Source organism: Magnetococcus marinus MC-1, assembly GCF_000014865.1.
Taxonomy (GTDB): Bacteria; Pseudomonadota; Magnetococcia; order Magnetococcales; family Magnetococcaceae; genus Magnetococcus; species Magnetococcus marinus.
Genome location: NC_008576.1, coordinates 251,307 through 275,000 on the forward strand (window position 1 = coordinate 251,307; position 23,694 = coordinate 275,000).

At 52.3% G+C, this 23,694-nt stretch carries 20 protein-coding genes and 1 tRNA gene; 10 read left to right on the forward strand and 11 right to left on the reverse strand.

Annotation, left to right across the window (positions count from 1 at the left end):
• Positions 1 to 150 precede the first annotated feature (150 nt).
• The 3 genes from MMC1_RS19410 (at position 151) to MMC1_RS01190 (ending at position 3,901) form a co-directional block, all read left to right on the forward strand.
• Complete coding sequence (locus tag MMC1_RS19410; RefSeq protein WP_011711927.1) at positions 151 to 1,428, forward strand: GAF domain-containing protein; 1,278 nt, start codon at positions 151 to 153, stop codon at positions 1,426 to 1,428.
• 486 nt (positions 1,429 to 1,914) lie between these two features.
• Positions 1,915 to 2,598, forward strand: a complete 684-nt coding sequence (locus MMC1_RS01185; RefSeq protein WP_011711928.1) for a TIGR00153 family protein — start codon at positions 1,915 to 1,917, stop codon at positions 2,596 to 2,598.
• Positions 2,599 to 2,632: 34 nt separating this feature from the next.
• Positions 2,633 to 3,901 (forward strand): inorganic phosphate transporter, encoded by a 1,269-nt coding sequence (locus tag MMC1_RS01190; protein ID WP_011711929.1) that lies wholly within the window; start codon positions 2,633 to 2,635, stop codon positions 3,899 to 3,901.
• Between the two features lie 85 nt (positions 3,902 to 3,986).
• On the opposite strand, the gene MMC1_RS01195 is transcribed toward MMC1_RS01190, so the two are convergent.
• The 11 genes from MMC1_RS01195 to MMC1_RS01240 all read right to left on the reverse strand — a co-directional run bounded on the left by MMC1_RS01195 (position 3,987) and on the right by MMC1_RS01240 (position 16,828).
• Positions 3,987 to 5,123 carry a metallophosphoesterase gene (locus tag MMC1_RS01195; RefSeq protein ID WP_011711930.1) on the reverse strand — a complete coding sequence of 379 codons (1,137 nt, stop codon included), beginning with the start codon at positions 5,121 to 5,123 and terminating at the stop codon, positions 3,987 to 3,989.
• 147 nt (positions 5,124 to 5,270) lie between these two features.
• Positions 5,271 to 6,734 (reverse strand): IS4-like element ISMasp2 family transposase, encoded by a 1,464-nt coding sequence (locus MMC1_RS01200; protein WP_011711719.1) that lies wholly within the window; start codon positions 6,732 to 6,734, stop codon positions 5,271 to 5,273.
• Positions 6,735 to 6,844: 110 nt separating this feature from the next.
• A complete protein-coding gene (locus tag MMC1_RS22335) occupies positions 6,845 to 6,973 on the reverse strand; it encodes a hypothetical protein (protein WP_265101284.1) in 129 nt (42 codons plus the stop codon).
• Between the two features lie 223 nt (positions 6,974 to 7,196).
• Positions 7,197 to 10,547, reverse strand: a complete 3,351-nt coding sequence (locus MMC1_RS19415; protein ID WP_011711931.1) for a PAS domain S-box protein — start codon at positions 10,545 to 10,547, stop codon at positions 7,197 to 7,199.
• A 577-nt stretch (positions 10,548 to 11,124) separates the two neighbouring features.
• Positions 11,125 to 11,201: transfer RNA gene (locus MMC1_RS01210), tRNA-Arg, on the reverse strand.
• 36 nt (positions 11,202 to 11,237) lie between these two features.
• A complete protein-coding gene (locus MMC1_RS19420; RefSeq protein ID WP_011711932.1) occupies positions 11,238 to 13,016 on the reverse strand; it encodes a diguanylate cyclase domain-containing protein in 1,779 nt (592 codons plus the stop codon).
• A 63-nt stretch (positions 13,017 to 13,079) separates the two neighbouring features.
• A complete protein-coding gene (gene mutY / locus MMC1_RS01220; RefSeq protein ID WP_011711933.1) occupies positions 13,080 to 14,177 on the reverse strand; it encodes an A/G-specific adenine glycosylase in 1,098 nt (365 codons plus the stop codon).
• Positions 14,178 to 14,182: 5 nt separating this feature from the next.
• Positions 14,183 to 14,692, reverse strand: a complete 510-nt coding sequence (locus MMC1_RS01225) for a Gx transporter family protein (protein WP_011711934.1) — start codon at positions 14,690 to 14,692, stop codon at positions 14,183 to 14,185.
• A complete protein-coding gene (locus tag MMC1_RS01230) occupies positions 14,689 to 15,096 on the reverse strand; it encodes a NusG domain II-containing protein (RefSeq protein WP_011711935.1) in 408 nt (135 codons plus the stop codon). Before MMC1_RS01230 ends, MMC1_RS01225 begins: the two co-directional genes overlap by 4 nt.
• Entirely contained in the window at positions 15,078 to 16,085 is a 1,008-nt protein-coding gene (locus MMC1_RS01235) for an FAD:protein FMN transferase (RefSeq protein ID WP_011711936.1), read from the reverse strand. Before MMC1_RS01235 ends, MMC1_RS01230 begins: the two co-directional genes overlap by 19 nt.
• Positions 16,082 to 16,828 carry a 16S rRNA (uracil(1498)-N(3))-methyltransferase gene (locus tag MMC1_RS01240; protein WP_011711937.1) on the reverse strand — a complete coding sequence of 249 codons (747 nt, stop codon included), beginning with the start codon at positions 16,826 to 16,828 and terminating at the stop codon, positions 16,082 to 16,084. The genes MMC1_RS01235 and MMC1_RS01240 overlap by 4 nt, the downstream gene beginning before the upstream one ends.
• 165 nt (positions 16,829 to 16,993) lie before the next feature.
• On the opposite strand from MMC1_RS01240, the gene MMC1_RS01245 reads away from it, so the two are divergent.
• The 7 genes from MMC1_RS01245 to MMC1_RS01275 all read left to right on the forward strand — a co-directional run bounded on the left by MMC1_RS01245 (position 16,994) and on the right by MMC1_RS01275 (position 23,487).
• On the forward strand, positions 16,994 to 17,548 hold the full coding sequence (locus MMC1_RS01245) for a chorismate--pyruvate lyase family protein (RefSeq protein ID WP_011711938.1): 555 nt from the start codon (positions 16,994 to 16,996) through the stop codon (positions 17,546 to 17,548).
• Positions 17,541 to 18,416, forward strand: coding sequence for a 4-hydroxybenzoate octaprenyltransferase (ubiA, locus tag MMC1_RS01250; protein ID WP_011711939.1), 876 nt, complete (start codon positions 17,541 to 17,543; stop codon positions 18,414 to 18,416). The genes MMC1_RS01245 and ubiA overlap by 8 nt, the downstream gene beginning before the upstream one ends.
• 354 nt (positions 18,417 to 18,770) lie before the next feature.
• On the forward strand, positions 18,771 to 19,700 hold the full coding sequence (locus MMC1_RS01255) for a response regulator (RefSeq protein WP_011711940.1): 930 nt from the start codon (positions 18,771 to 18,773) through the stop codon (positions 19,698 to 19,700).
• Positions 19,701 to 19,865: 165 nt separating this feature from the next.
• Positions 19,866 to 21,722: a UbiD family decarboxylase gene (locus MMC1_RS01260; RefSeq protein ID WP_011711941.1), complete on the forward strand. Its 1,857-nt coding sequence runs from the start codon at positions 19,866 to 19,868 to the stop codon at positions 21,720 to 21,722.
• Positions 21,723 to 21,807: 85 nt separating this feature from the next.
• Positions 21,808 to 22,362 carry a TlpA disulfide reductase family protein gene (locus MMC1_RS01265; protein ID WP_011711942.1) on the forward strand — a complete coding sequence of 185 codons (555 nt, stop codon included), beginning with the start codon at positions 21,808 to 21,810 and terminating at the stop codon, positions 22,360 to 22,362.
• 30 nt (positions 22,363 to 22,392) lie between these two features.
• A complete protein-coding gene (gene cutA / locus MMC1_RS01270; protein WP_011711943.1) occupies positions 22,393 to 22,746 on the forward strand; it encodes a divalent-cation tolerance protein CutA in 354 nt (117 codons plus the stop codon).
• Positions 22,747 to 23,487: a cytochrome c biogenesis CcdA family protein gene (locus MMC1_RS01275; RefSeq protein WP_011711944.1), complete on the forward strand. Its 741-nt coding sequence runs from the start codon at positions 22,747 to 22,749 to the stop codon at positions 23,485 to 23,487.
• Positions 23,488 to 23,694 lie beyond the last annotated feature (207 nt).

A 23,694-nucleotide genomic window follows, 5' to 3' on the forward strand; every position in this document is an offset into this window, starting at 1 on the left:
ATATTGCAAAATTTTAATACGTTATCGTTTTTTTATGGATTATCTGCCTGGGCAGATGAAAGCGTTACCATGGTGTCACCGCACCATCACGTGAGTGTGATGATCTGGAAAAAACAGGGTTGGCCCATGCGTACTAAGGAGCGTCAATAGATGGATGATACCCGACTACCATTACGCCCCTTCACGACCCATAAGTTGATTAAGGGGATTACCTATCCCGAGGCCGTATCGTTTCGTGATCTGGTTGTCACCGGTCCACCAGGATCGGGGAAGAGTACTTTGATAGCTTATTTGGATGGTTGGTCAGAAGAGGGGGTGGTCGACCTAACCCAAAAGGGATGGTGGAAACAGCCGGTACTGCACATGCGCCCTCGTGAGGTACATTTTCTTATACCCTTTGTGGGGTTTGAGCGTGCGGTACCTGTGTATGAACTGAAAAGTTTGGATCATCCTGATTTTCTGGAGATCGACCTTTTTCGCTTGGTATTACCACCCCGCAAGCAGGGCCCTCTGGCAACGGATTTTCGCAACCGTTTTTTGTTTGAATTTTTATTGCCAGATGCGGAAGTCATGTATCAACGGCGGCAACAGCGGGCCAAAGCCAGAAGCCACACCGTAGAAGAGGATTTGAGCTTAGCCCAAGTGCGGTTAGAGCTGAGCATCTACCAACAGCTTGCTCAATTTATGCACCAAGAGGGTATGCGGGTGCTGGTGCGTACAGAGGTGGACGCCCCACCTATGGTCATTGATAGCCCACAATGCGCCACCCAACCGATCAATAAACTCTCTGCCCAAGAGCTTTTACAGACCCTAGATAAGGTACAACTTCGCCAGCGCGTCTTTAACCGTTCGTGGAACGAGCGCTCCAACCGTGACCTTATGGCTCTGTTTGTGGAGATGGTGCCCACCATTTTGCAGGTAGAGGAGTGTGCCATCTTTATCCGTCAACAAGATAGTGAGGCCTTGTGGTTGGTGAGTAGCAACGCTGAAGAAAAAACCACAGCGCGCTGTAAAAGCCAGAAATCATTAGGCTGTGATCTGGTGAGCCAAGTAATCCACACCGGTTTGCACCAAGTTTTCGAGCTGGGCGAGGGGCAACAGAAACCTGCCCAAGATGGAGAGTTAGAGATGCGCAACGCCCTTTGTGTACCCATTCCGCACCTCTCTAGGGCAGGGGCATCAGGGGCGATTTTGGTGCGCAATACCACAGATGGCCGCGCTTTCCGGGCAGAAGATCGCAACTTTTTAGAGCGGTTGGCACAGCATTTACAAACCGCTTCGGAAACCCTGTTTTTACGGCGGCAACTCTCCAATTTTTCGGAACTTTTGGGGCAAAAAGTAGAAACAACCCAATGGTTACGGATGATCATTGCCCTGCTGAGCATGTTGGTGTTGGCTGAAACTGCACTGCTCATGATCCTGCATTAATCCCTCCCTAGGGTGGATTTTCCACCACGCCCAATGGCGCTACCTATTTAACCCAGACGGTTCATGTGCGGGTTCGCCCTTTGCCAGGGGGGATCGCACGGTGACGCGCGGGTACATGACGCCGAATGGATATTTACAACGATCGTATTTGGGCAGAGTCAGGCACCTATACAGGTTTATCGGTAGGTATATCTTAATATTCACCCTTAAAAACCGCTATTTTTACCAAGTCGACATTAAAATTTCACAAATACAGGTGGCACATTGTCACAATAAGAGGGCATCTTAATTTAAAGTACAATCCAATGACAGAATTTTAAGCCAATCGTTGCCCAAACAACGCAAAGGCCTGTTGCATTCATGAATCGACACTAAGCGTTCCCTGTGCGTGTTGCAGGGGTTATGCAACCTGTGGCGGATGGATGTGGGTGGCATGCTGTCCAATAACGATACATTTAAGTAGAGCTAGAGCGGAGAGGAAAGACGATGGGTACAACGAATCCCTTAGCCTCATTATTGGGGCGTTCGCCCTTTAAACCCATGCAAGAACATATGCGTAAGGTCGTTTTGTGCGCACAACTGGTACCGGCACTCTTTGACGCGCTGGAACAGGATGACCGCGAAACCTTAAACCAAGTCAAAGCATCCATTTTTGAATTGGAACATCAGGCCGATGCCCTAAAAAACGATCTGCGTGCACATCTGCCAAACTCACTGTTTATGCCGGTGGCCCGGCGGGACCTACTGGAACTGTTAGAGGTGCAGGATGCCATAGCAGATTCCGCCCAAGAGATTGCAGGTATGCTCACCCTGCGGGTGGATCTGGTGCCACCGGCGGGTATGTGTGGTGCTTTTAAAGCGTTGGCCCAGCACTGCGTACGAACCTGCGAAAAGGCGGGTGAGGCAATCGAGCAGCTCGATGAACTGTTGGAAACAGGATTTGGTGGCCGAGAGTCGGAACGGGTGCAGCGCTTATTGGGTGAGGTGGGTACGCTAGAGAGCGAAACCGATAAGTTGGGTATCGCGCTGTGCCAATCACTGTTTGAGCGAGAGAAAGATCTTAACCCGGTGATTACCATTATGCTCTACCAGATGATTCGGGAGATTGGTGAACTGGCTGATAATGCAGAGAAGGTGGGGGATCGCCTGCGTCTTCTTATCGCACGTTAATAGAGATCGCACATCGCAAACAGGGGATCGCACGATGGAGATAATTCAGGAACATGGTACCATATTTATGTTTTTGGCCATCATATTTGGCCTTTACATGTGTTGGGGTATTGGTGCCAATGATGTGGCCAATGCCATGGGTACATCGGTCGGCTCGGGTGCTATAACGGTTAAACAGGCCATTTTAATCGCGGCAGTGTTTGAATTTGCAGGTGCTTTTATCGCGGGGGGACAGGTTACCAAAACCATCCGTAAGGGTATTATTGATCCGGCACCCATCGCGAATAATCCTGAACTCTTGGTTTATGGAATGCTTGCTGCGCTGCTGGCTGCGGCGATTTGGTTAATGATTGCCTCGTCCAAGGGGTGGCCCGTCTCAACAACCCATACCATCGTGGGGGCGATTGTGGGTTTTGCGGTGGTGGGCATTGGCCCGGATGCGGTGAAGTGGCAAAAAATTAGTACCGTCGCGGCATCGTGGATTGTGTCACCGATTGTGGGGGGTGGCATCGCCTATATGTTGATGATCTCCATTCGCAAGCTGATCCTCAATACCGACAATCCTTTTCAATCCGCGCGCAAGTGGGGTCCTCTCTATGTGTTTATGGTGGGTTTTATTACCGCCCTGGTGACGTTGTGGAAAGGTCTGAAACACCTTAAACTCGATTTTAGTATGGCAGAGAGCTTTTTCATCTCGGCATTGATCGGTTTAATCGTGGCCTATATGGGCAAGCGTATGATTGATAAGGTTAAGCTAGATGTAGAGGCCGATCGAGAATACCATTTTGCCAGTGTCGAAAAGGTATTTATGCCCATGATGGTGTTCACCGCTTGTGCCATGGCTTTTGCCCACGGTTCTAACGATGTGGCCAATGGCATTGGTCCGTTGGCTGCGGTGGTTTCTATTGTACAATCTGGGGGTGAAGTGGCGCAAAAGGCCTCCTTGCCGGTATGGATTTTAGTGCTTGGGGGGGTGGGCATTGTGATCGGTCTGGCGACCATGGGCCACAAGGTAATGCAGACCATCGGTACCAAGATTACCGAGTTGACCCCAACCCGTGGTTATTGTGCGACGCTGGCTTCTGCGGTAACGGTGGTGTTGGCGTCTAAAACCGGTATGCCGGTCTCGACCACCCAAATTGCGGTGGGTGCGGTGATGGGAGTGGGCTTTGCCCGGGGTATTGGGGCGCTGGATATGCGGGTGATCGGCGGAATCTTTCTCTCTTGGTTGGTTACCCTGCCGGCAGGTGGATTGCTGGCTGCGGCGATCTTTTTCATCATCAAAGGTATCTTTGGGTCCTGAAGGTGTGATCCTGCCAAAAAAAAACGCGATGGCCTTGCACCATCGCGTTTTTTTTGCCGGTTCATCTGTATGGTGGTGGTTCTGTCTAGGGGTGGGCGTGCACCATGGATTGACATGGTAGAGTAAGGGGGATCATTTCGTGGCCAACGCCCACAAACAAGCCAATATCTGAGGTCAGACCACTGAAAAAAATATGATAAAGGGGAATGTCACAGGCGTTGGTCCAGTGCGATTGGCGACGGTCCATAGGATTATGCGAAACAATAAAAGGCGTTTGTGGGGTGCAGCCCATGCTTTTACGGAAACGATGGATATCTCGTTTGCTATAGCCATGCAGCAGATATTGGGTACGAATGCGGTTCCAGAGCAGCTCTTTAACCAAACCTGGATAGGCGTAGGCATCGGTAATCATGGAACGTGTCACCTTGGCTCTGGGAGGTGCTGCGTGGCAGCAGAGAAAAGCTTGCCCCACAGCCACCAGGGGCAGGTGTTCATAAAGGTGCTGCATCGCCGCCACATAGGCCTCGCCACGCTGCTCTAAGAGGGCATGCTGCCACAGTTTACCCTGGGGGACGCCACCCTTGGAGACACTGGCTAAAAAGCTGTCATGGTTGCCGCGTAGATAGAATACCCCGTTGGGGAAAAGCGATTTAAGACGCAGGATAAGATCCATCATGAGCATGGAGCTCTCCATGTTCTCCATCTCACCATCCAGTTCCGAGTGCACCGCATCGCCCAGAATGATCAAAGCCTGTTGTCCCGAGGCAATGCCACTGAGCAGGCCATCCCATTGCAGGATGGTAAGCAGATTTTCCACCCGCGCATGTAGATCACCGACCAATATGGGTTGCACGTGAGGGGGCAACTCTAAGAGCGCACCGGGCTGGCCAAACCGGTTAAGGGGGTGATAGGGCTCTTGGCTGCGCTGCGCGTTAACCTGCTCTAATAGCTCCAAGGCCGCCGTGGCGGGCAGCGGCGTTAAGGGCTGTGAAAAGGGTTGCAGTAGGTTGGTTAAGAGGGTGTCTGCGGTGCTGTGAGGTTCACACTGTGCAGGCGCGATGGTGAGGCCATAATCGGTGTGCAACTCTCGGATATGCAGCTCGGTGGCGGTTAAGTGCAATTCGGCATGACGGGTGGCGACGGTGGCATCCCACTCAAACAGGGCCTGTTGGTAGGGTTGGTCACGGCCTAACAGTAAAGATTGCCCTTGTTGCAGGCGCAAAAAACCCCACGCTTGCGTGAGGTGGCGATTTTTATTGATAAGTTTAACGCACGTAGGCTGATCGTCGTTGGTTGAGGGTTCCAGTACGACAAGGATCGCGCCGAGATGAGGGCCGAGCGTGAGTTGAAGGGGGAGTGTGTTTAGATCTCAAGTTTCGCAGTTCGTTTCGGCCAGAATTTGACGTTGTGAACCAAGGGGATCGAGCATCAATGCCTTGCTGAGCCAAGCCTCGACCTCCTGTTCAAAGAGTTCAATTACCTCGTTTTTTTGGTGATTTTCAAGAATGGATGTTCGGCCAAGGGCATCATTGAAGATGGCGCGGAAGGTATGCCAGAGCTTTCGGGCATAGGTCAAAGCGGCCAGATTGTGGGCGAGTTGATCCCGCTGGCTGCCTTTGATCGCCACCATGCTGGAGAGAACAGCATGGCGCATGGCAGCTAGGTGTAGGCAGGCGATGACTGCTTCGAAGGATCGGACGGATTCATTAAGGAAACCAAGGTGCTGTTTGGATTCCTTGTAGAAAACTTCGATTCCCCAGCGGTTGGCGTAGTGCTCGATCATATTTGACAGCCCCATTGACCGGTCTGTGGTCAGAAAGACGGCCCACTCCTTCGAGCCGGTTTTCGGATCGATCAGCCGGACGAAGAACAGACGTATAAGGCCGATTTCGGGGTGCTCTGCATCTAGGAAGGTTCCTTTGAAGCGCTTGGACCCCTTAGCTTTCCTGATCTTGCCCTTGGCAAACCGGGTGTAAAGTTCGGCACTGGTCAGTCTCTCGCCCTGGAATAGGAACTTGGTGTTGTTGCGCTTCCATCGGATCAGGGGGACCACGCCCAGATCCAGGATTTTCTTGACGAACTTAACCGATGAGTACCAAGCATCGGCGAGAAAATACTGGGCCGGAATCCCAGCTTGAATGGCTCTGGCAACCATGTCGACAGTCTGATCAAGCTTAGACATCTTGGCCGCCTCACGGTAACGCCGTCCAAGATGTGAGCGACAATCGAACCGGTAACTGAGGATGTGGAGCAGATTGCTGATCAGAGGCCGCTTTGAAAAACGCAAAGCGGCATCCAGTGGCAAGGTTCCCTGCTTGTTAACCCAGACCAAGTGGGCTGCTTCAAAACCTGCAACTGAGCGGCCGGTATTGTGGTCATGATGCCAGCAAACACCTTCAATACGATCACCACGCTTCTCTTTGACGGTGGTATCGGCAACAAGGTAGCCGGGGCCGAGATCCAGCGTTCGCCACTGGGGTAGTAACTTTTTGATTAGCGCCCAATGCGCATTCCGCCATGGAAATTGGCGTTGGAGCAACCGGTAGAAGGTATCCTTGCCTACCGCGAAGACCGACAGAAAGTGGTCGCGGCAAAAAAGGTGAATGGATGGCACCTTCAACAGAGGATGCAGGATCAGTAACATGATCAGCGTCGGAAGATCCTTCCCCGTTCGTTTGCTCCATCCGCGCCGATTGAATATCGCCTGGAAGCCAATTTCCTGGAGAAAATCGACGATAGCGTTATCTACGCCGAATACTCCAAAGGATTGGGTTTTGATCTCGTCAATCATGGGGGTAGGCACAGTAGCCTGTTCCCTGTTATGCTGATTCATGAAGCTGGCCTCGTCCCTGAGCTATCTGACTGATTCGACACCAGAATTATAGCATACACGAGGCAGCTTTGCCCTTGACTTGGTTGGCAAATATCAGTCCAATTGATCGGTCAACGAACTGCGAAACTTGAGTTTAGATCCATGCAGACCCGTTCAGCCGATAGCTGCAAGGGCTCAATAAGCTGTGTGACCGGCTGTAGGGTGGGTAGAAACAGTCTGGCAAAGAGATCGGTGATCATACCTTACACACAGGTCAGAGCTGTATAACATGGAGTATGGCGATAGTGTCCCATAAACAAAGGGAGGAAACCCACTAAAAATTCAACAGGGACAAAAAACAGCTTCACATCTGGCGGCTAAGCGCAAAGGGGCGCGGCTGTGAAGGGTCATGGGGGGATTACCGTGCGATGGGGTGCCACGGGGTCAGGGTGTTAAACCGTGCATGCTAACAGGGTTGGGTTATTAAGACTCGTCCAGAAACGTAATGGGTTGATAGCGCTCGATGCATTGTAAAAATTTAGCCTTTCTGATGGGTTTGGTCAGGTGTCCATCACAACCCGCAGCCAAACTTTTAGCGACATCTTCATCGAGGGCATGGGCGGTCAATGCTAAAATTGGGGTGTGAGGTTTGTTATGCCGGTGTTGATCGTCACGTATTATACCCGTGGCTTGATAACCATCCATAATAGGCATTTGAATATCCATAAGGATAAGATCAAATGGTTTAGAACAGGCCGCATCAACCGCTTGCTGGCCATCCATGACGATGACTAATTCATGGTGGGTGCGTCGTAAATAGGTCTGTACCAACATCTGATTATCCTCAGAATCTTCAGCCAAGAGGATACGTAGAGGGCGGTTGGTTGATCTGTTCACGTCATTTTGCAGGGTTGTATCCTCTTTGAGAGCAATAGGCTGGACAGGGATGAAAGGTAACTCAACGCAAAAGAGACTCCCTTGGGATGGGTTGCTTTCCACCCAAACTTTCCCGCCCATTAATTGAATGATGCGACGTGTAATAGCCAAACCTAAGCCCGTGCCACTATATCGACGCGCATAGCTGGAATCGACCTGGGTAAACTTATCAAAAATGGTTTCCAGGTGCTCAGGGCCGATGCCGATTCCCGTATCCTTGACGCACAAACGTACCAGTGTGCGCTCAAGGGTGTCTGTAAAAAGCTCAAGGGTTACCCATATAGAGCCTTTTTCTGTAAATTTAACCGCGTTGCCAATCAAATTAACCAAAATCTGGCGTATACGACTTTCATCACCCAAGCTCCAATAATCATCGGTGGCCTGGGTGACCTGACTCTCCAGACGTAACCCCTTTTGGTCGGCGACAATGCTCATCATGCTCATGGTCTCCTCAACCATGAGCGCCAGGTTGAGGGGTTCTTGTTTTAATGAAATTTGGTTGGCTTCAATTCGGCTCAAATCTAGGATGGAGTCGACCAAATCAAGCAGTGTTTTATTGGCCTTCTGTAGCCGTAGTAGATGATCGCGTTGCTCATGATCAATAGGGGTTTCCATTAAAATATCAGACAGACCAATGATGACATTCATGGGTGTGCGAATTTCGTGACTCATGGTGGCAAGAAATTCACTTTTTGCCTGGTAAGCGGCCTCTGCTTTCTCCTTGGCGTGGATTAAATCCTGTTCAGCCTGTTTGGTGGCTGTAATGTCATGCGCGACACCTAATACACCAATAATGCGCCCTTGTTTGTCAAACATGGGGGTTTTTGTGGTTTCTAAAAGGGCTTTATGACCATCTGCGGCAAAGGTCACCCACTCTTGATTGATAACCGGACCCCCTTTCTCTATGGCTAACAGATCATTCATTCTAAAAAAATCAGCAAGTTTTTGATCAACAAAATCATAATCTGTTTTTCCTTTGATCTGCTGCTCTTGAGAACCAACAAAGCGTTCAAAGGCAGGGTTACAGGTTAGAAACACCCCCTCAGGATCCTTCATCCAGATCAAATCAGGAAGATTTTGCACCAATGATTGCAGAAAATTACTTTTTTTCTCAAGTTCATCCAGAGCACCGTTGAGCTTTTGTAAGGTTTTTTTGCGCTCGGTAATATCTGTGAAAACGGTAGCAAATTGATTTTCCCCGGGTGAAAAAACGGAGATTTCAAAGTTTCTGACCATAGGGGAGTATTCGGTTTCAAAGCGTAAGCTCTGCCCCGTTTTAACCACACGGTTATAAAGTTCAAGATAGGGAGGTGAAGTCTGACCATAGATTTCTGTGGCCAATCGGCCTTCCGCTTGCTCCTTGGTAATACCCAAAATTTCGGTATAGGCCTTATTAACTTCAAGGATGCGGTAATCAATGGGATTTCCATGCTCATTAAAAACCATGGCATGTAAAGCACCACCCTCATTCATGGAATCAAACAAAGAGCGAAATCTTATTTCACTGGAGAGTAGCAACGCCTCCGTTTGTTTGCGCGCCGTGATATCCTGAACCGTGCCGATCATCCGAAAGGGGGTTCCTTGTTGGTCGCGCTCGACACGGCCAAGTTCGACAACCGTGCGCAGATCACCATTAGGACGTATGATGCGATGTTCGACTTGATAGGGGGTGTTTAACTGTTCCAAGGCTTGGTTGACCGCATTCTGCACAAAGAGACGATCCTCAGGGTGGATAGCGCTCAGAAAGGCTTGGTAGGTTGGTGGCGTCTCTTGTGGTATTAAACCAAAAATGCGGTAGATTTCATCGGTCCAACTTAGCGTGTTGGTTTCAATTGTCCATGTCCAATTCCCCACTTGGGCAATATTTTGGGCTTCGAGCAGGGCTTTTTGACTCTCTTTAAGAGAATCTTCCGCGTGTTGGCGAGAACGGATCTCTTTAAGCAGATTGCTATTGAGCACTTGTAAATCTTTGGTTCGCTCAATCACATTGAGCTCAAGGTTGTGTTTAGACGCGCGCAGCTCACGGTTGACACTGTTGAGATAGAAGACCGATAGGGCAACACTACCCAAAAACACCTGAAGATGAATTAATGTAGAGGCTAAATCATCAAGGATTAATAAAGGTCCATGTTGTGTTGCTGTTGCAACAATTGAAATGGTTGATAATATAAAAAGCTCAGAAAATAAAATAACTTGAGAAAATCTAAGTGTTGCCCAGACTAACATAGGGGCAAGAAAAACAATCCAAATAGATGGGTCTTGATTAGAAGACAAGAAAAATACAGTGGTAGTGATGGATAAGAATAAAACAAAATGCAGTATAACATCACGGTTAGGTCGTATGGTTTGAATATTTTTTAAATGATAGAGTTCAAGAATAACAGGTGTAATGAATAATACACCCATTGCATCGCCGGTCCACCAAGTAATAAGAGAAAAAAAAGCATCATTGGGTAAAATATTACCGGTGAGCAATAGTCCAAAAATTCCTATAGAAGCACTAATAAATGGCCCAATGATACCCCCATAAATAAGAAATATGGTGGTATTTTTGCTGTTATTAAATAGGGCTGTAGCGGGAGATATAGTATTAATCATCCATGCGGCACCGACGATTGCGATGACATCCCCCAGCCCATTTGCACTGCCTGCCAGGATAGATTTTAGGATAGCTGACAAAGTGTTTGTATCAAAATAGGCCCAGATATTTCCCGCAAAAGCACCCAAAAAGATACCAGGCCAGAGGTGCCGACCCCGCAATAAAACCCATGCCAAGCAGATGCCAGAAGGGAGCCATACAGGAGTTACATTGCCCGGGGATATAGCCAGCAGTTGACCCAACCGGGCGGTTATGAAATAGACCACAGCAACCATCAAGATTTCGTTGAGCTTGCTCATGGAGTACCGATTACCTTTCTTAAGATCTACCCAACCTCTTCTTATGTATGCCATGTTGGATGTTTAGTCGCACCAACGGGCAGAATATTTACAACTAACTCCATATTTTCAAATTTTAAAATGGAGCTAAGTGATAAATATTGTTACGTTTGGTTATAAATTTTTGATCCGTCACCTTCAATTTTATATCATAATAGCGCGATGAGCGTTTGAAGTGGGTATAATTTTTTTAGAGTTTTAATTTAAGGGTAATAATATAACTTAATAATAAGCATTAGATAATAAGTATATAGAGTAGTATGCATGGATATAAGAGTTATAGAATATATTAGTTTTATGGCAGGGGTTTATTCCGGGTTGCTCCACGATTGCTGCGTAGGGTCGATGTGTGGGTGGCTGGCCGGCTCCTTACCCAAATCTTCGTTTTTGCATGGGCGCACTGTGCGGTGCCTATGTTTTAAGGATTGAGGTGGCCATGATAGGTACCCACGATTTTCATTACGTCATGCTGTTTGCCGCATTATCACACCCCACCCAAAAATGGCTTACCCAATCGCTTAGGTAAGCCATTCGTTATTGGTGTCCCCGGCGCGATTTGAACGCACGGCCCTCAGATTAGGAATCTGATGCTCTATCCGGCTGAGCTACGGGGACTTAGAAGGCCCAAAATACGCGAATCACTCCGCCGCCTCAATACTTCTTCTCCATCTGAAAAGATTCCCCCGTCACAAAATGACACGCATTGCGTCCCGCACGCTTAGAACAATACATCGCCTCATCCGCACGGGTTAATAACTCCTCCGGCTGTGTCGCATCCTGTGGATAAATCGCAACCCCCATCGACCCCGAGATGTAAACCTCCTTGCCATCCAACATAAAGGGCCGGTTTAAACTCTCCAATACCCGCTTGGACACCGCAAATGCCTGCTCCGTATCCCCAACATGCTCCAGAATCGCAACAAATTCATCCCCTCCCAAACGCGCCACCGTATCCCGCCCCTTCAAACAACTGGCCGCCCGCTTCGACGATAACCTCAATAACTCATCCCCTGCACCATGTCCCAAATTGTCGTTTACCCACTTAAACCGATCCAAATCAATAAATATAATCGCTAACCGTTTGCCTTCCGCCGCCGCCCGTTGTATGGATTGATTAAGCAACTGTTGGAAATAACTGCGGTTGGGTATACCCGTCAAAGCATCATAATTGGCCTGATAGGTAATGCGCCGCTCCGCCTCCTTGCGCTCAGTAATGTCGCGAATAATCCCAGTATACAAAATGCGATCTTCCAGAAAAACCTGTGAAACCGACATCTCCGCTTCAAAAATCTGTTCACCCTTGCGGCGTACCTTAACCTCCTTACGATGCCCTGCCAACGCCGTCCAACGACTTACAACCGCATCTTCATGCTGCTCGGCCTCCAACAACATACCTATGGAACATCCCAACAGCTCCCCTTGCGAATATCCAAAAATCTCACTGGCCGAATGGTTCGCCGACTGAATAATGCCATACACATCCGTCACCAAGAGCGCATCGGCAATGGTATTAAAAATCGCCTCCATTTGCGCCTTCTGCTCACTCAACTGGGTCATAAACTGCTTGCGCTCGGTCACATCCCGAATAATACCAATGGTGCCATGATAATCCCGCACACCCGAAACCAACGACTCGACCTGAATACCCGTACAGCTCACCTCCGCATGAATAATGGATCGCTGAGTAGATTCTGTATCACGGGTACAAAGCTTTAACTCCAACCCCGTGGTTTTGCGATCACCAGAGCGCCGTTCATCAAACAGTTTAGGCTGTACGCCCGTGCCTGATGAGGGTGTTGCTTGCGGATGACGGACCACCACCGAATCAAAACTAACCGAATCCAGATCCTCCACACTGACCAGTACACTAAAATGCTGGCTCAGTAACTCCTGCATGGTATAACCAAGTTTCTCAATGGATTCATTAAGATAAATAAAATGTCCTTGGGCATCCAAACGATAAATAATATCAGGTACCGTGCGCACAAAATGACTCTCAATGAGTGCCTCGGTACTAAACCGCATACGATGCGAAAAAACTTGCAGCAGATTAAATACAAAGGTACTGCTGCAATCAATAAGTTGCTTCAGGTGAACCCTAGAGAGCATCAGCAGCTGACTGGGATGCTCCACCACCACAAAAGCCGTGGGGTATTTCTCATCCATAATAGAGAGCTCACCAACAAAACTACCCTGCCCAATGGAGGCGATGGGGGGGGTCTCCAAATCTTTTAAGTGGATGCTTAAACGCCCTTCAATAACCAAATAGATGGTTTCATTGGGGTGTTTTGGATCCAGTAAAACCTCTCCTGGCTGCATAGATTTTACAGGACATGTGCATAAAACCGATGCCAGCTCTTCCCAGTGAATGTTACGAAACAGAATTTGTTCCGCATAGTGTTCCCCGGCATAGTGCGCAACAACTGCCATGATTTGATTTCCTTTATGTTTTCTGCCTAGCCTAAAATAAAGGGGCGTCGATCACACTCTATCCTATCCATTTAGGCTAAGCTCCACCAGACCCACAGCGTTCTCATTCACTTTTCGATGCAAGGTGGCGATGGGGCGCTGATCCAGTTGAGCAAGGGGCCACCAGTTGGCATCGTTGAGTATGGGCGCACCGCTGGCCGCCACCACCAGAATAGGATAAACCGTCAGGCGGAAATGGGTAAAGATATGATCGACCGGCTGCGCCTCAAGCAGCGGCTGGCCCTGGATCCCCAAGGCGGTCAAGTGATGGCTGGCCCGCTGTACCAAATTACCCAGGGGCGGGGTTTCGAGTAGAGGCTCGCCGAGGGGTTCCCACAGGCCTCCTAACAGCCCTTCTAGGGGGCGTTTACGTAAAAAGATGCGCTGCTGTGTATCGAGTAACACCCACATGCATTGGTAGTGGTGGGGTTTTGGTTTTTTCTCCCGCTTTTTTGGGTATTCTGCCCAGCTACCGTGTTGTCGCGCCGCGCAGGCGCCGCCCCAGGGGCAACGTGAGCAGGCCGGTTGACTACGGGTGCAGAGGGTTGCCCCAAGATCCATGATTGCCTGTGCATAATCACCGGGGCGCTGCTGAGAGGTAAGCTGGCGGGCTACCTGCCACAACCGCTGTTTGCCAGGGGTGCTATCCACGGGCAGCTCCAGCGTTAGCAAGCGGGCCAAAACCCGCATCACATTGCCATCCAAAATGGTGTGGGCTTGGTTCCGCCCGATGGCTAAAATGGCCGCTGCGGTGCTGGGACCGATGCCTGGTAGCGCCTGCACTTGGGTTATCTCTTCAGGAAAAAGGCCACCATGCTGTTGCACCACCTGTTGCGCCGCTTGGTGCAGCATGCGGGCCCGGCGATAGTAACCCAAGCCCTGCCACTGGGCCAACACCTGCTCCTGGGAGGCCGCTGCAAGCTGTGTAATGCTGGGAAAATGGGATAAAAACTTTTCATAATAGGGCATAACCGTCTTCACCCCAGTCTGCTGCAACATGATTTCTGAGAGCCAGATGCGGTAGAGATCCTGCTGCTGACGCCAGGGCAGATCCCGTCCATATTCATCATAGTAGGCCAGCAGACGTTGAGCCAGATCGGCGGGCAGATGGGGCAGGGTCATTGCGTTTAAACCTTATGCTGGCGCAGGGTGTGCAGCAGTCCATGGGCCAACACACCATTGAACCAGCCCGTACACCATGCCCCGAGAAGAAACCAGGGGAGCAGATAAAAGAGGCCACTGTGTTGTACAAACAGAAGATGGGCGGCAGCAACTTGGGCGCACATATGGGCCAGCGCCATCAGAATAGAGAGACCCACCGCTCCCATACCCGGTAGCGGAGGCAGCAGCATGACCACAATGGCCCCCAACATACCTGCCCCACTGAGGAAAAAACTGGGGGTAAGAAAGGCCCCCATGGCCAGCGACCCCCCCAACACCCGTATGAGCGCCACCCAAATGGCCGCCTCACGATCCAGGTAAAAAAAGGCGACCACCGTAAAAACATTGGCCAGCCCCGGTTTAAACCAGGGGCCCAAACCGGGCAGGGTGGCTTCTAACATATGGGCGGCTACGGCGGCCACGGCCAGATAGCCAATCAGCAGATCCCGCCGTAGGGGGGTGAGGGAGGTTTTCATTGTGCCACCGCATCCAAGCCATGGGGTGGCGTTTGGCGGGCTGGAATGCGAATAAAGAGGCCACAAGGCAGGCAGATGGCCATCTCGCCCCCGCCACGAATCCAACCGCTACGGGTACCGATCATGCGGGGTGAGTCAAACTCACGCAGACGGGCCGCGCCGGGCTTTATCTCAATGGTGACCGGTCCGAGACGTCCGGCCACCTGAATCTCCGTGGTTTGATTCAGGGAGAGGCTCTGAAGCAGTTGGTTCTCCTTATAGATCTCCAAGCGGTCGGTCCCCTGGCTCGATGCAGCAACCAAAAAATAGAGAATCATCCCCAGCGTAGAAAATGCGATCAACCCATCGGTGGGGGTGGTAGCCCGACGTATCCAGCTTAGGGAGGTTAAGAGGGGGTGAGCCATTGGCCGATAAACCCTTCGCTCTGCTGGTGCTCCCCCTGTTGATCCACCCAGAGTGCCTGACAGCCGGGGAACTGTTCGAGCAGCCGCTTACCCTGCGCCAAATCCATGGTAAACAGAGCCGTGGAGAGGGCATCGGCGGTTTCAGCATCAGCCGCTTGGACGGAGACCGAACGCCAACCATAATCGGCGGGTTCCCCGCTCATGGGGTCAAGGATGTGGTGGTAGCGGCGTCCTTGATAGATAAAAAAGCGTTCATAGTCGCCAGAAGTGACCATGGCACGATCCCCCTGTAGATCGCTGCGTGCGATGACCCGCTCTTTATCGGTGGGGTCTTGGATACCAATACGCCAAGGTTGGCCAAACTTGGAGCCAATGACCCGCAGATCCCCCCCCGCATTGACAATGGCGTTCTCTACCCCATGAGCCCTGAGCACAGCGATGGCTCGGTCGATGGCATACCCTTTGGCAATGGCCCCCAGATCCAGGCCAAAGGCGGGGTTGTTGATGCGTAGGGTGGTGGTATCCGGCTGTTTGCTCAGGCTAAAGGCGTGTTCTAGGTTGGGGGTGGCTTGCTGACGCCACATCTCCCGCAGGGGAAGCGCCGGGGGCTGCGAGAGGGGGGTTTCTGACATAAAACCCCAGAGTTGGGAGAGGTGATAGAGCCCCATGTGAAAGCGGTTAAGGGAGGCTTTTTGAATGATTAATCCGCGTTCCAGCAGCTGCGCGGTTTCATCATCCAAGGGGTGCCACTGGTTGACCGAACCCTGATTGATGCGCGAAATGGGGCTGTTTGGGTCGTGGCTGCTAAGGGCTTTTTCCAGGCGGCCCATCTCGGCAAAGGCAGCCTCCACCGCAGCACCATGTTGGCCAAGGGTGGAGATGCTCACCCAGGTGCCCATACGTAACTGCGTGGTGTTCTCCACCTTCTCGCTACAGCCACTCAGCAGCAGGCTGACGAGTAAGAGCAGGGTCGACCAGGTACGGCTCATGCCATATCTCCCAGCAGGGCCTGTAGGGCCGTGATGGCGGCCAGGGCAGCGGTTTCCGTACGCAGTACCCGTGGACCCAAACTACAGGTTTGAAACCCCAAATTGGTGGTTGCATGGGTCACTTCTTCGGCGCTTAACCCCCCCTCGGGACCAATGAGCAGAGTGATCTGGGTCGGGGCTTGTTCCAGGGTCGCTGCCCACTGGCGCAGGCTAGGTGTGTGGTGACGGTGATCTTCCCAAAAAAGGATGCGGGGTCCCTGCTCCGGCAGAGACCCCGCCAACTGAGACCAATCGCACACGGGCTGGAACTGGAGCAGGCGGCTGCGGCGGCACTGCTCTGCGGCCTCGATGGCGATACGTTGCCAGCGTTCCAGTTTATGCTCGCCCTTGGCGCGGGCGACACTGCGGGCGCTCTGTAGGGGAATAAGCTGCTGCAAGCCCAACTCTACCCCCTTTTGAATGACCAACTCCATGGGGCCGCTCCGGGATAAGCCCTGCACCAACGTGAGGTTTAGGGGGGCCATCGGTTCCGGCTCAAACTGTTGGGGTGTCACCTGTAGAGGGCCGCTGGTTTGGGTAATATGCGCCGACCAAGCACCCCCTTCGCCATTAAATAGATAGAGCGCGTCTCCTTCGCCCAAGCGCAGCACCTTCAAGAGATAGCGCTGGGCCTCCCGATCCAGGGTAACAGGTTGCCCGGCGCAGAGGGGTTGCGGGGTATAGAGTCTTGGTGTGGTGGACATAGGCGACCCAATGGCATGGTGATAAAAGATCAAGTGTGGGAGTATGCCACGCTTTTTTTACCTGTAAACATTGTTTCTGGCGATTATAGGGTATACTTTTTTGCCATCCTTGTCCCCCGCCTAACGGGTGGGGGTTCTTCACACCGGTTGAGGAGAGCATGGCGTATGCAGACGCCAAGGTTCCAGTTGTTACAAGGGTGGCAAGAGGCCACCGCCCTCTCCCGAGCTGAGGTGGCGGATGCCGACCTGTGCGCCGCGCTTACCCATACGGGCTCTTTGACCCGCTTTTTAGAGGGGCGCTATGGGCACCCTGTGGATGTGACGGTGCGACAACAGGTCACCGCGCCTTTGGCCAAAGCTCCCCTATCTGCCCTTTGGGATAAAACCCTCGCCTTACAGGCGCATACCCTATTGATTCGCGATGCCTGGGTCAACCATGCCGGTCCCATGTTGGTCTATGCCCACTCCCAAATTGATTGGGACCACTTGGATCAGGCGGAGCGGGTGGCCATTCGCAATGGACAGATTCCCCTGGGTGGGCTCTATCTGGCCAATGGCGCACAGGTCAACCGGGCCCATTTGCAGATCAGTCGGGTAACGGTGGCGGGGCTGGAGCGGGTGGGAGAAGCACCACTCTGGTGTCGGCGCTCGCTGTTTACCGTGGATGGCCGTCCCAATGCGCGCATTTTAGAACTTTTTGTGCCGGTTGATCATGGCTGAACACTGGATAGAACGCCTATCCTGGCCGCTGCTGCGGGAAAGCCTGCTGCTGATGCGGGTGCATCGTCCCATTGGCACCTATCTGCTCATGTGGCCGGCCCTATGGGGGGTGGTGGCTGCGGCGCATCCGGCACCGCCCAATCCTGTCTTGTTGGCGCTGTTTGCCCTGGGTGCGTGGGTCATGCGTTCAGCGGGCTGTGTGGCCAACGATCTGGCCGACCGAAATTTTGATCCACATGTGGCCCGGACCAAGCAGCGCCCCTTGGCGGCGGGGCGTATCTCGGTACGGGCTGCGGTGGTGCTGCTGGTGCTGTTGTTGGGGGTGGCGCTGCTGTTGGCGTTGCAGCTTAACCTGTTAACCTTAAAGTTGGCGGTAGCAGGAGCCCTTTTAGCCGTTACCTACCCGCTGACCAAGCGCATTGTGGCCATTCCCCAGTTCTATATGGGAGCGGCTTTTGGTTGGGCTGCGGTGATGGCTTGGGCGGCCACCGCTGGCGCGTTGGCCCCTGGAGCGTGGCTGCTGTTTGCGACCACCCTGGTGTGGGCCGCAGGGTATGACACCCTCTATGGTATGATGGACCGGGAGGATGATCTAAAAATTGGGGTCAAATCCACCGCCATTCTGTTTGGTCAACGGGACCTTTTTTGGGTCGCGATACTCTATGTCCTCACCGTGTTGCTGTTGCTGGTGACCGGTTGGCAGTTACAGATGCAGTGGCCCTATTATGGCACCGTCGCAGGGGCCGCTTTGCATATGGTGTGGCAGATTCAGCATGCCCGCAGTCGGCAGGCAGAGGTGCTCATGGAGGCATTTTTAAGCAACCAATGGTTGGGTATGTTGATTGGGGTCGGATTATGGCTCGGATAATCAAACCCTGTAAAAAAGATGACGGGATAACTGCAATTTGGTGTGTGCATAATTGCACACCATGATGTAGGGGGTTTTCTAGCCTTGCGTTATGGTTATGAACGGGTAGGATGTTTGGTAGGGTATGCCGTCTATAACAGTGCAAAGCAGTCTGTTTGCTGCAAAAGTAGCAGCCTAAAATGGTGGCACGCAAAGCCGTTGGCAACCGACGAAGTGTTTGGAAATTTGGCTCTATTTGGCGCTTAACCTATGAATCTTTTTACCTCTTTTGTCCTTTCTTAGCCTGTTGCAGCGTGGTTGTCATTGGATTGGTAACGGCAAAAGGGATGGATCTATTATTTTGGGATGGTGACGATGAGCAAAGCTCAAATCCTGTTGGTGGATGATCAACCCATCAATTTGGAAATCCTTTCTGAATATCTGCGTGATGAGGGCTACCGTCTCTGCATTGCCCGCGATGGGCAAGAGGCGTGGGAACTGCTGGAGAAAAACCCCTTAAATTTTCACGCCCTATTATTAGACCGTATGATGCCCCGCATGGATGGTATGGAGGTGTTGGCCCGTATGAAGCAGCATGATGAGCTGCGTATGGTGCCGGTGATTATGCAGACCGCCAAGGCTTCGCAAGAGGAGATCGTGGAGGGGTTGGAGGGCGGAGCGCACTACTATTTGACCAAACCCTACCGTAAAGAGATGCTGCGCGCCATTGTGCGGACCGCTGTGGATGACTACAACAACTACCGAGCAATCCGTGATCGGTCCCGCGAAGCCCAAGATAAGGCAGTGGATTCCGTTTTGAGCATGCGCTTGATGGATTCGGGGCAGTTTCGCTTTCAGACCATTAAGCAGGCTCAGGATTTGGCCGCGTTGCTCTCCCATAGCTGTCCCGATCCAGAACGGGTGGTGTTGGGGTTGTCGGAGCTGCTGATCAATGCGGTGGAGCATGGCAATCTGGGCATTACCTATGAAGATAAATCCCGGCTCTTAAAAAATCGTGATGATTGGTGGCAGGAGGTGCATCGTCGTCAATCCCTACCAGAAAATTGCCAAAAGTGGGGGCGCATTCGCTTTACTAAGAGTGAGGATCGGTTGGAGATTCTTATTCAGGATGAGGGCAACGGGTTTGATTGGCGTGGATTTTTAGAGTTTGACCAAGCACGGGCCTTTGACAGTCATGGGCGGGGTATTGCCATGGCGAAAATGTTGAGTTTTGATCGTTTGGAGTATCACGATCCAGGTAATACCGTGGTGGTGCGGGTTAATCTACCCCCCAAATCGGAATAGCGCCTCTCCCTCACGCACCCGACAAGCTGGGTCATCGCCGCGCATGTGTTCCTTTATGGTGTAAGCGGTGGTATGTAGGGTGTCGCGTGCCTATTTTTGGTACCACCCCGGTGGTACACGCCATCGGCGATAACCACCCTTTGCCAATAAGCTGGGTAGATTCCCATGGGTCACGATCCCAAACATTTTAAAGATCTTTCCAGTTTTTGTGATTTTTTAGAATCACAAGGTGAGCTGGTGCGCATCCGTGAAGAGGTTGACCCCCACCTAGAGATGACCGAGATCTCGACGCGGTTATTGGCCGAGCAGGGGCCTGCGGTACTCTATGAGCGGGTAAGCGGTTATGCGATGCCGGTGCTCAACAATCTGTTTGGCACAGAGCGGCGGGTCGGTTTGGCCATTGGGGCCGATCTGCACCAATTAGAGGAGCTGGGTGAATTACTGGCCTATTTGCGCCAGCCCGATCCGCCCACGGGGGGGGTCGGTGGTCTGTTGGGCACGGCGCGTAAGCTCTCCTCGGTACGGCACATGCCGACCCGCAGTAAAAAAAGTGCGCCATGGCAGCAGGTGGTGTACCAGGGTGCGGCGGTGGATTTAACCCGTTTACCCATTCAAGGGTGCTGGCCGGGGGATGTGGCCCCACTGATTACGTGGCCGGTGGTGATTACCCGTGGTGCCGATCAAGGGGCGGTTAATCTGGGCATCTACCGTATGCAGTTGCTGGGTAAAAACCGCTTGATCATGCGTTGGTTAAAGCATCGGGGTGGGGCTCAGCACAGCCGCAGCTATCGCAAACCGATGCCGGTAGCGGTCGCCATTGGTTGTGATCCTGGTACCATACTGGCGGCGGTTACGCCGGTGCCAGATACCCTCTCCGAGTACGCCTTTGCCGGGTTGTTAATGGAGCAGAGCGTAACGGTGGTGACGGGTCAGGAGAGCGGTCTGCCCATTCCCTATTCAGCGGAGATTGTGCTGGAGGGCACGGTCGATTTAAACGATTTGGCCGATGAAGGTCCCTACGGAGACCACACCGGTTACTATAATGAGGTGGAGCGTTTTCCCGTCTTTACCGTGCAACGCATCAGCATGCGGCGCAATGCAATCTATCTTTCCACCCACACAGGCCGCCCACCCGACGAACCTTCGGTGTTGGCGTTGGCGCTTAATCGGGTGTTTGTACCCTTATTGAAAAAGCAGTTTCCGGAGATCAGCGCCTTTCATTTACCTGCCGAAGCCTGCTCCTACCGGGTGGCGGTGATCGCTATTAACAAACAGTATGCAGGGCATGCTTTCCGTATGATGGCGGGGGTCTGGGGATTTTTGCGGCAATTTCTCTACACCAAGTATCTCATTGTCGTGGATAGCAGCGTGGATTGTCATAACTGGGATGCGGTTATGGCCGCCGTGGGGCGGCATGTGGATGCCCGGCGAGATCTGCAACAGCTTACCAATACGCCCATTGACTATCTGGATTTTGCCTCACCGGTGGCGGGCTTAGGGGGTAAATTGGGGCTGGATGCCACCCGTAAGAGCGGTGCGGAGTTGCAGGTGGTGCCCCATCCCGCTGTATGGCCCGAGGCCGAGGCGTTGCAGCAGTGGGCCGAGGCCGCGCAGCAGCGCCATGCAGGGGAGATTGTGCAGATCCATCTACGTGCGGCGTGTGCCATGGCGGTGGTGAGCATGCACAAAACCGCTGCGGGGCAGAGTGGCACCCTGGCCAAACAGCTGCTTGCGGCGTGGCATCCGGGCGCCCCACGGCAGATTTGGCTGATGGATGAAGATGTGGATGTGACCCTGTGGGATGATCTATGGTGGGTGGTATCCACCCGCAGTGATGCCGGACGAGATCTCTATCGGGATGAGATTCACGGCGGTTTTGTCATGGATGCCACCCATAAATGGCCGGGAGAGACCCAGCGAGAGTGGGGGCGGGTGCTACGTATGGATCAACCGACCATCGACCGTGTTTCAGAGAAATGGCCACGGTTGGGTTTGCCGGGCACGGGCAAACCGATCTGGTAATTTGGGCGGTAAAGCGGCATGATGGCCTACCGCCAACCGCAGCTGCCGGTCTTGTTTTGGCTTCTTACATTCAGGTGATCTGCCCATGCGCCGTACCCTCTTATTCACGCTGTTTGTGCTTGCTTGCATCGGTATCGCACTGGTCACGCTGCTCAAAGAGGCTCCGCCTCCCTCGACAGCTAGCCCAGAGCCAGCTGCCTCTGCGACCCCCTCACAGCCTGCTTGGTTGCAGCACCCCTTAACCACCCTTGGTGAGGAAACCCTCACGTTGGGCGACTTTAAGGGCAAGCTGCTGTTGGTCAACTTTTGGGCCTCCTGGTGTCCCCCATGTTTGGCAGAGATACCGGAGTTGGTGCAGGCACAAAATGATTTTGGCGATAAGGGCTTTCAGGTCGTGGGTATTCTGTTTCAAGATCGCGCCGACACCGCGAGCTTAAAAGCGTTTGTGCAACGCAAGCGCATCAACTATCCGGTGATTAAGGATGACCCAGGTAAGATCCAGCAGTTAAGCCAAGAGATGGGTGGGGTGTTTGCCCTACCCATGAGCCTTCTTATTGACAGAGACGGGAAAATCGTTAAAACCCATACAGGACAGCTTCACTACAGAGACTTGGAAAACTGGCTTAAACCGCGGCTATAAAGTAGCTGGTTCACCAAGGGGGGGATGGCGATGAGCACAGCACAAGGTATAATCGTCTGGTGTTCGGTCCCAGATCAGGCTTCTGCCAATACCCTCAGTCAACGGCTGGTGGAACAGAAGCTGGCCGCTTGTGTGCACACACTGCCCCAAGGGCGGTCCACCTATCGGTGGCTGGGTAAGGTGGAACACCAAAGCGAACATCTATTGATGATCAAATCCCATCCCCGTTGCGAAACAGCCTTGATAGAAGCCATCTGTGCGAACCACCCCTATGAGGTTCCAGAGATTATCTTGACCCGCATTGATGCCGGGCTGCCGGCCTATATGCAGTGGCTGGCCCAGTCGGTGGAGCAAAACCCTTTATCCCCTGAACAGGAGCCATAAATGCCCGACGTTACACTGCTCACCGCCTTTGGTGCCGGTTTTCTCTCTTTTATTTCCCCGTGTGTCTTACCACTGGTTCCCGCCTATTTAAGCTATATGAGCGGTATCTCGGTGGATGAGATGAAAGCAGCAGGGGCCCAGGGCAACCACAAGGTTGCCATGCATGCGGCTCTGCACAGCCTCGCTTTTGTGCTGGGCTTCTCCTTGGTTTTCGTGGGGCTGGGTGCCACCGCTTCGGCACTTGGTCAGCTTATGTTTGACTATATGGAGTATCTCTCCAAGATCGGCGGTGTGCTGATTGTGATCTTTGGTTTGCACTTCATGGGGCTATTTCGCATCAGCTTTCTCAATTTTGAGGCGCGTTTTAACCCGGACCGGAAGCCCCCTGGTATGTGGGGAGCCTTTTTCATTGGGCTGGCCTTCGCTTTTGGGTGGACCCCCTGTGTCGGTCCGATTCTGGCGGGTATTCTGGCCTTGTCGGCTGGGCAAGATACGGTGCATGAGGGCATTGTCTTACTGGTCGCCTATTCAGCCGGCTTGGGGCTGCCCTTCATTTTGGCAGGCTTGGCGATCAACCGCTTTTTGGTGTTCTTTAAGAAGGTGCGCCAGCATATGCATAAGGTGGAGATTGTGGCGGGTGGGCTATTGGTGATCATCGGAGTGCTGATCTTCTTTGGTAACATGACGGTGATCAGCAGTCTGCTGTTGCAGATCTTTCCAGGGCTCGGTGAGCTGGGTTAATGTGGACATACCCATAGGGTGCTGAGCAACAGCATGCGCGAATGGTTGGGAATAACAAGGGCTTGCCGAATGGCAAGCCCTTGTTTTATTGATGATTTCAAAAAAAGTTAAAAAGTATGCGTTTTTCATTTGACGAAAGCGTGTCAGGTGCGTAGTATCTGCGTTCTCGACAGGGGGCACCACGGTAACACGGACGGTCACCAAGTC

Bases quoted from the DNA above. Each gene is read 5' to 3' on its own strand.
- MMC1_RS19410 (WP_011711927.1), top strand. From the start codon at position 151: ATGGATGATACCCGACTACCATTACGCCCCTTCACGACCCATAAGTTG.
- MMC1_RS01185 (WP_011711928.1), top strand. From the start codon at position 1,915: ATGGGTACAACGAATCCCTTAGCCTCATTATTGGGGCGTTCGCCCTTT.
- MMC1_RS01190 (WP_011711929.1), top strand. From the start codon at position 2,633: ATGGAGATAATTCAGGAACATGGTACCATATTTATGTTTTTGGCCATC.
- MMC1_RS01200 (WP_011711719.1), bottom strand. From the start codon at position 6,734: ATGAATCAGCATAACAGGGAACAGGCTACTGTGCCTACCCCCATGATT.
- MMC1_RS22335 (WP_265101284.1), bottom strand. From the start codon at position 6,973: ATGATCACCGATCTCTTTGCCAGACTGTTTCTACCCACCCTACAGCCG.
- MMC1_RS19415 (WP_011711931.1), bottom strand. From the start codon at position 10,547: ATGAGCAAGCTCAACGAAATCTTGATGGTTGCTGTGGTCTATTTCATA.
- MMC1_RS19420 (WP_011711932.1), bottom strand. From the start codon at position 13,016: ATGGCAGTTGTTGCGCACTATGCCGGGGAACACTATGCGGAACAAATT.
- mutY (WP_011711933.1), bottom strand. From the start codon at position 14,177: ATGACCCTGCCCCATCTGCCCGCCGATCTGGCTCAACGTCTGCTGGCC.
- MMC1_RS01225 (WP_011711934.1), bottom strand. From the start codon at position 14,692: ATGAAAACCTCCCTCACCCCCCTACGGCGGGATCTGCTGATTGGCTAT.
- MMC1_RS01230 (WP_011711935.1), bottom strand. From the start codon at position 15,096: ATGGCTCACCCCCTCTTAACCTCCCTAAGCTGGATACGTCGGGCTACC.
- MMC1_RS01235 (WP_011711936.1), bottom strand. From the start codon at position 16,085: ATGAGCCGTACCTGGTCGACCCTGCTCTTACTCGTCAGCCTGCTGCTG.
- MMC1_RS01240 (WP_011711937.1), bottom strand. From the start codon at position 16,828: ATGTCCACCACACCAAGACTCTATACCCCGCAACCCCTCTGCGCCGGG.
- MMC1_RS01245 (WP_011711938.1), top strand. From the start codon at position 16,994: ATGCAGACGCCAAGGTTCCAGTTGTTACAAGGGTGGCAAGAGGCCACC.
- ubiA (WP_011711939.1), top strand. From the start codon at position 17,541: ATGGCTGAACACTGGATAGAACGCCTATCCTGGCCGCTGCTGCGGGAA.
- MMC1_RS01255 (WP_011711940.1), top strand. From the start codon at position 18,771: ATGAGCAAAGCTCAAATCCTGTTGGTGGATGATCAACCCATCAATTTG.
- MMC1_RS01260 (WP_011711941.1), top strand. From the start codon at position 19,866: ATGGGTCACGATCCCAAACATTTTAAAGATCTTTCCAGTTTTTGTGAT.
- MMC1_RS01265 (WP_011711942.1), top strand. From the start codon at position 21,808: ATGCGCCGTACCCTCTTATTCACGCTGTTTGTGCTTGCTTGCATCGGT.
- cutA (WP_011711943.1), top strand. From the start codon at position 22,393: ATGAGCACAGCACAAGGTATAATCGTCTGGTGTTCGGTCCCAGATCAG.
- MMC1_RS01275 (WP_011711944.1), top strand. From the start codon at position 22,747: ATGCCCGACGTTACACTGCTCACCGCCTTTGGTGCCGGTTTTCTCTCT.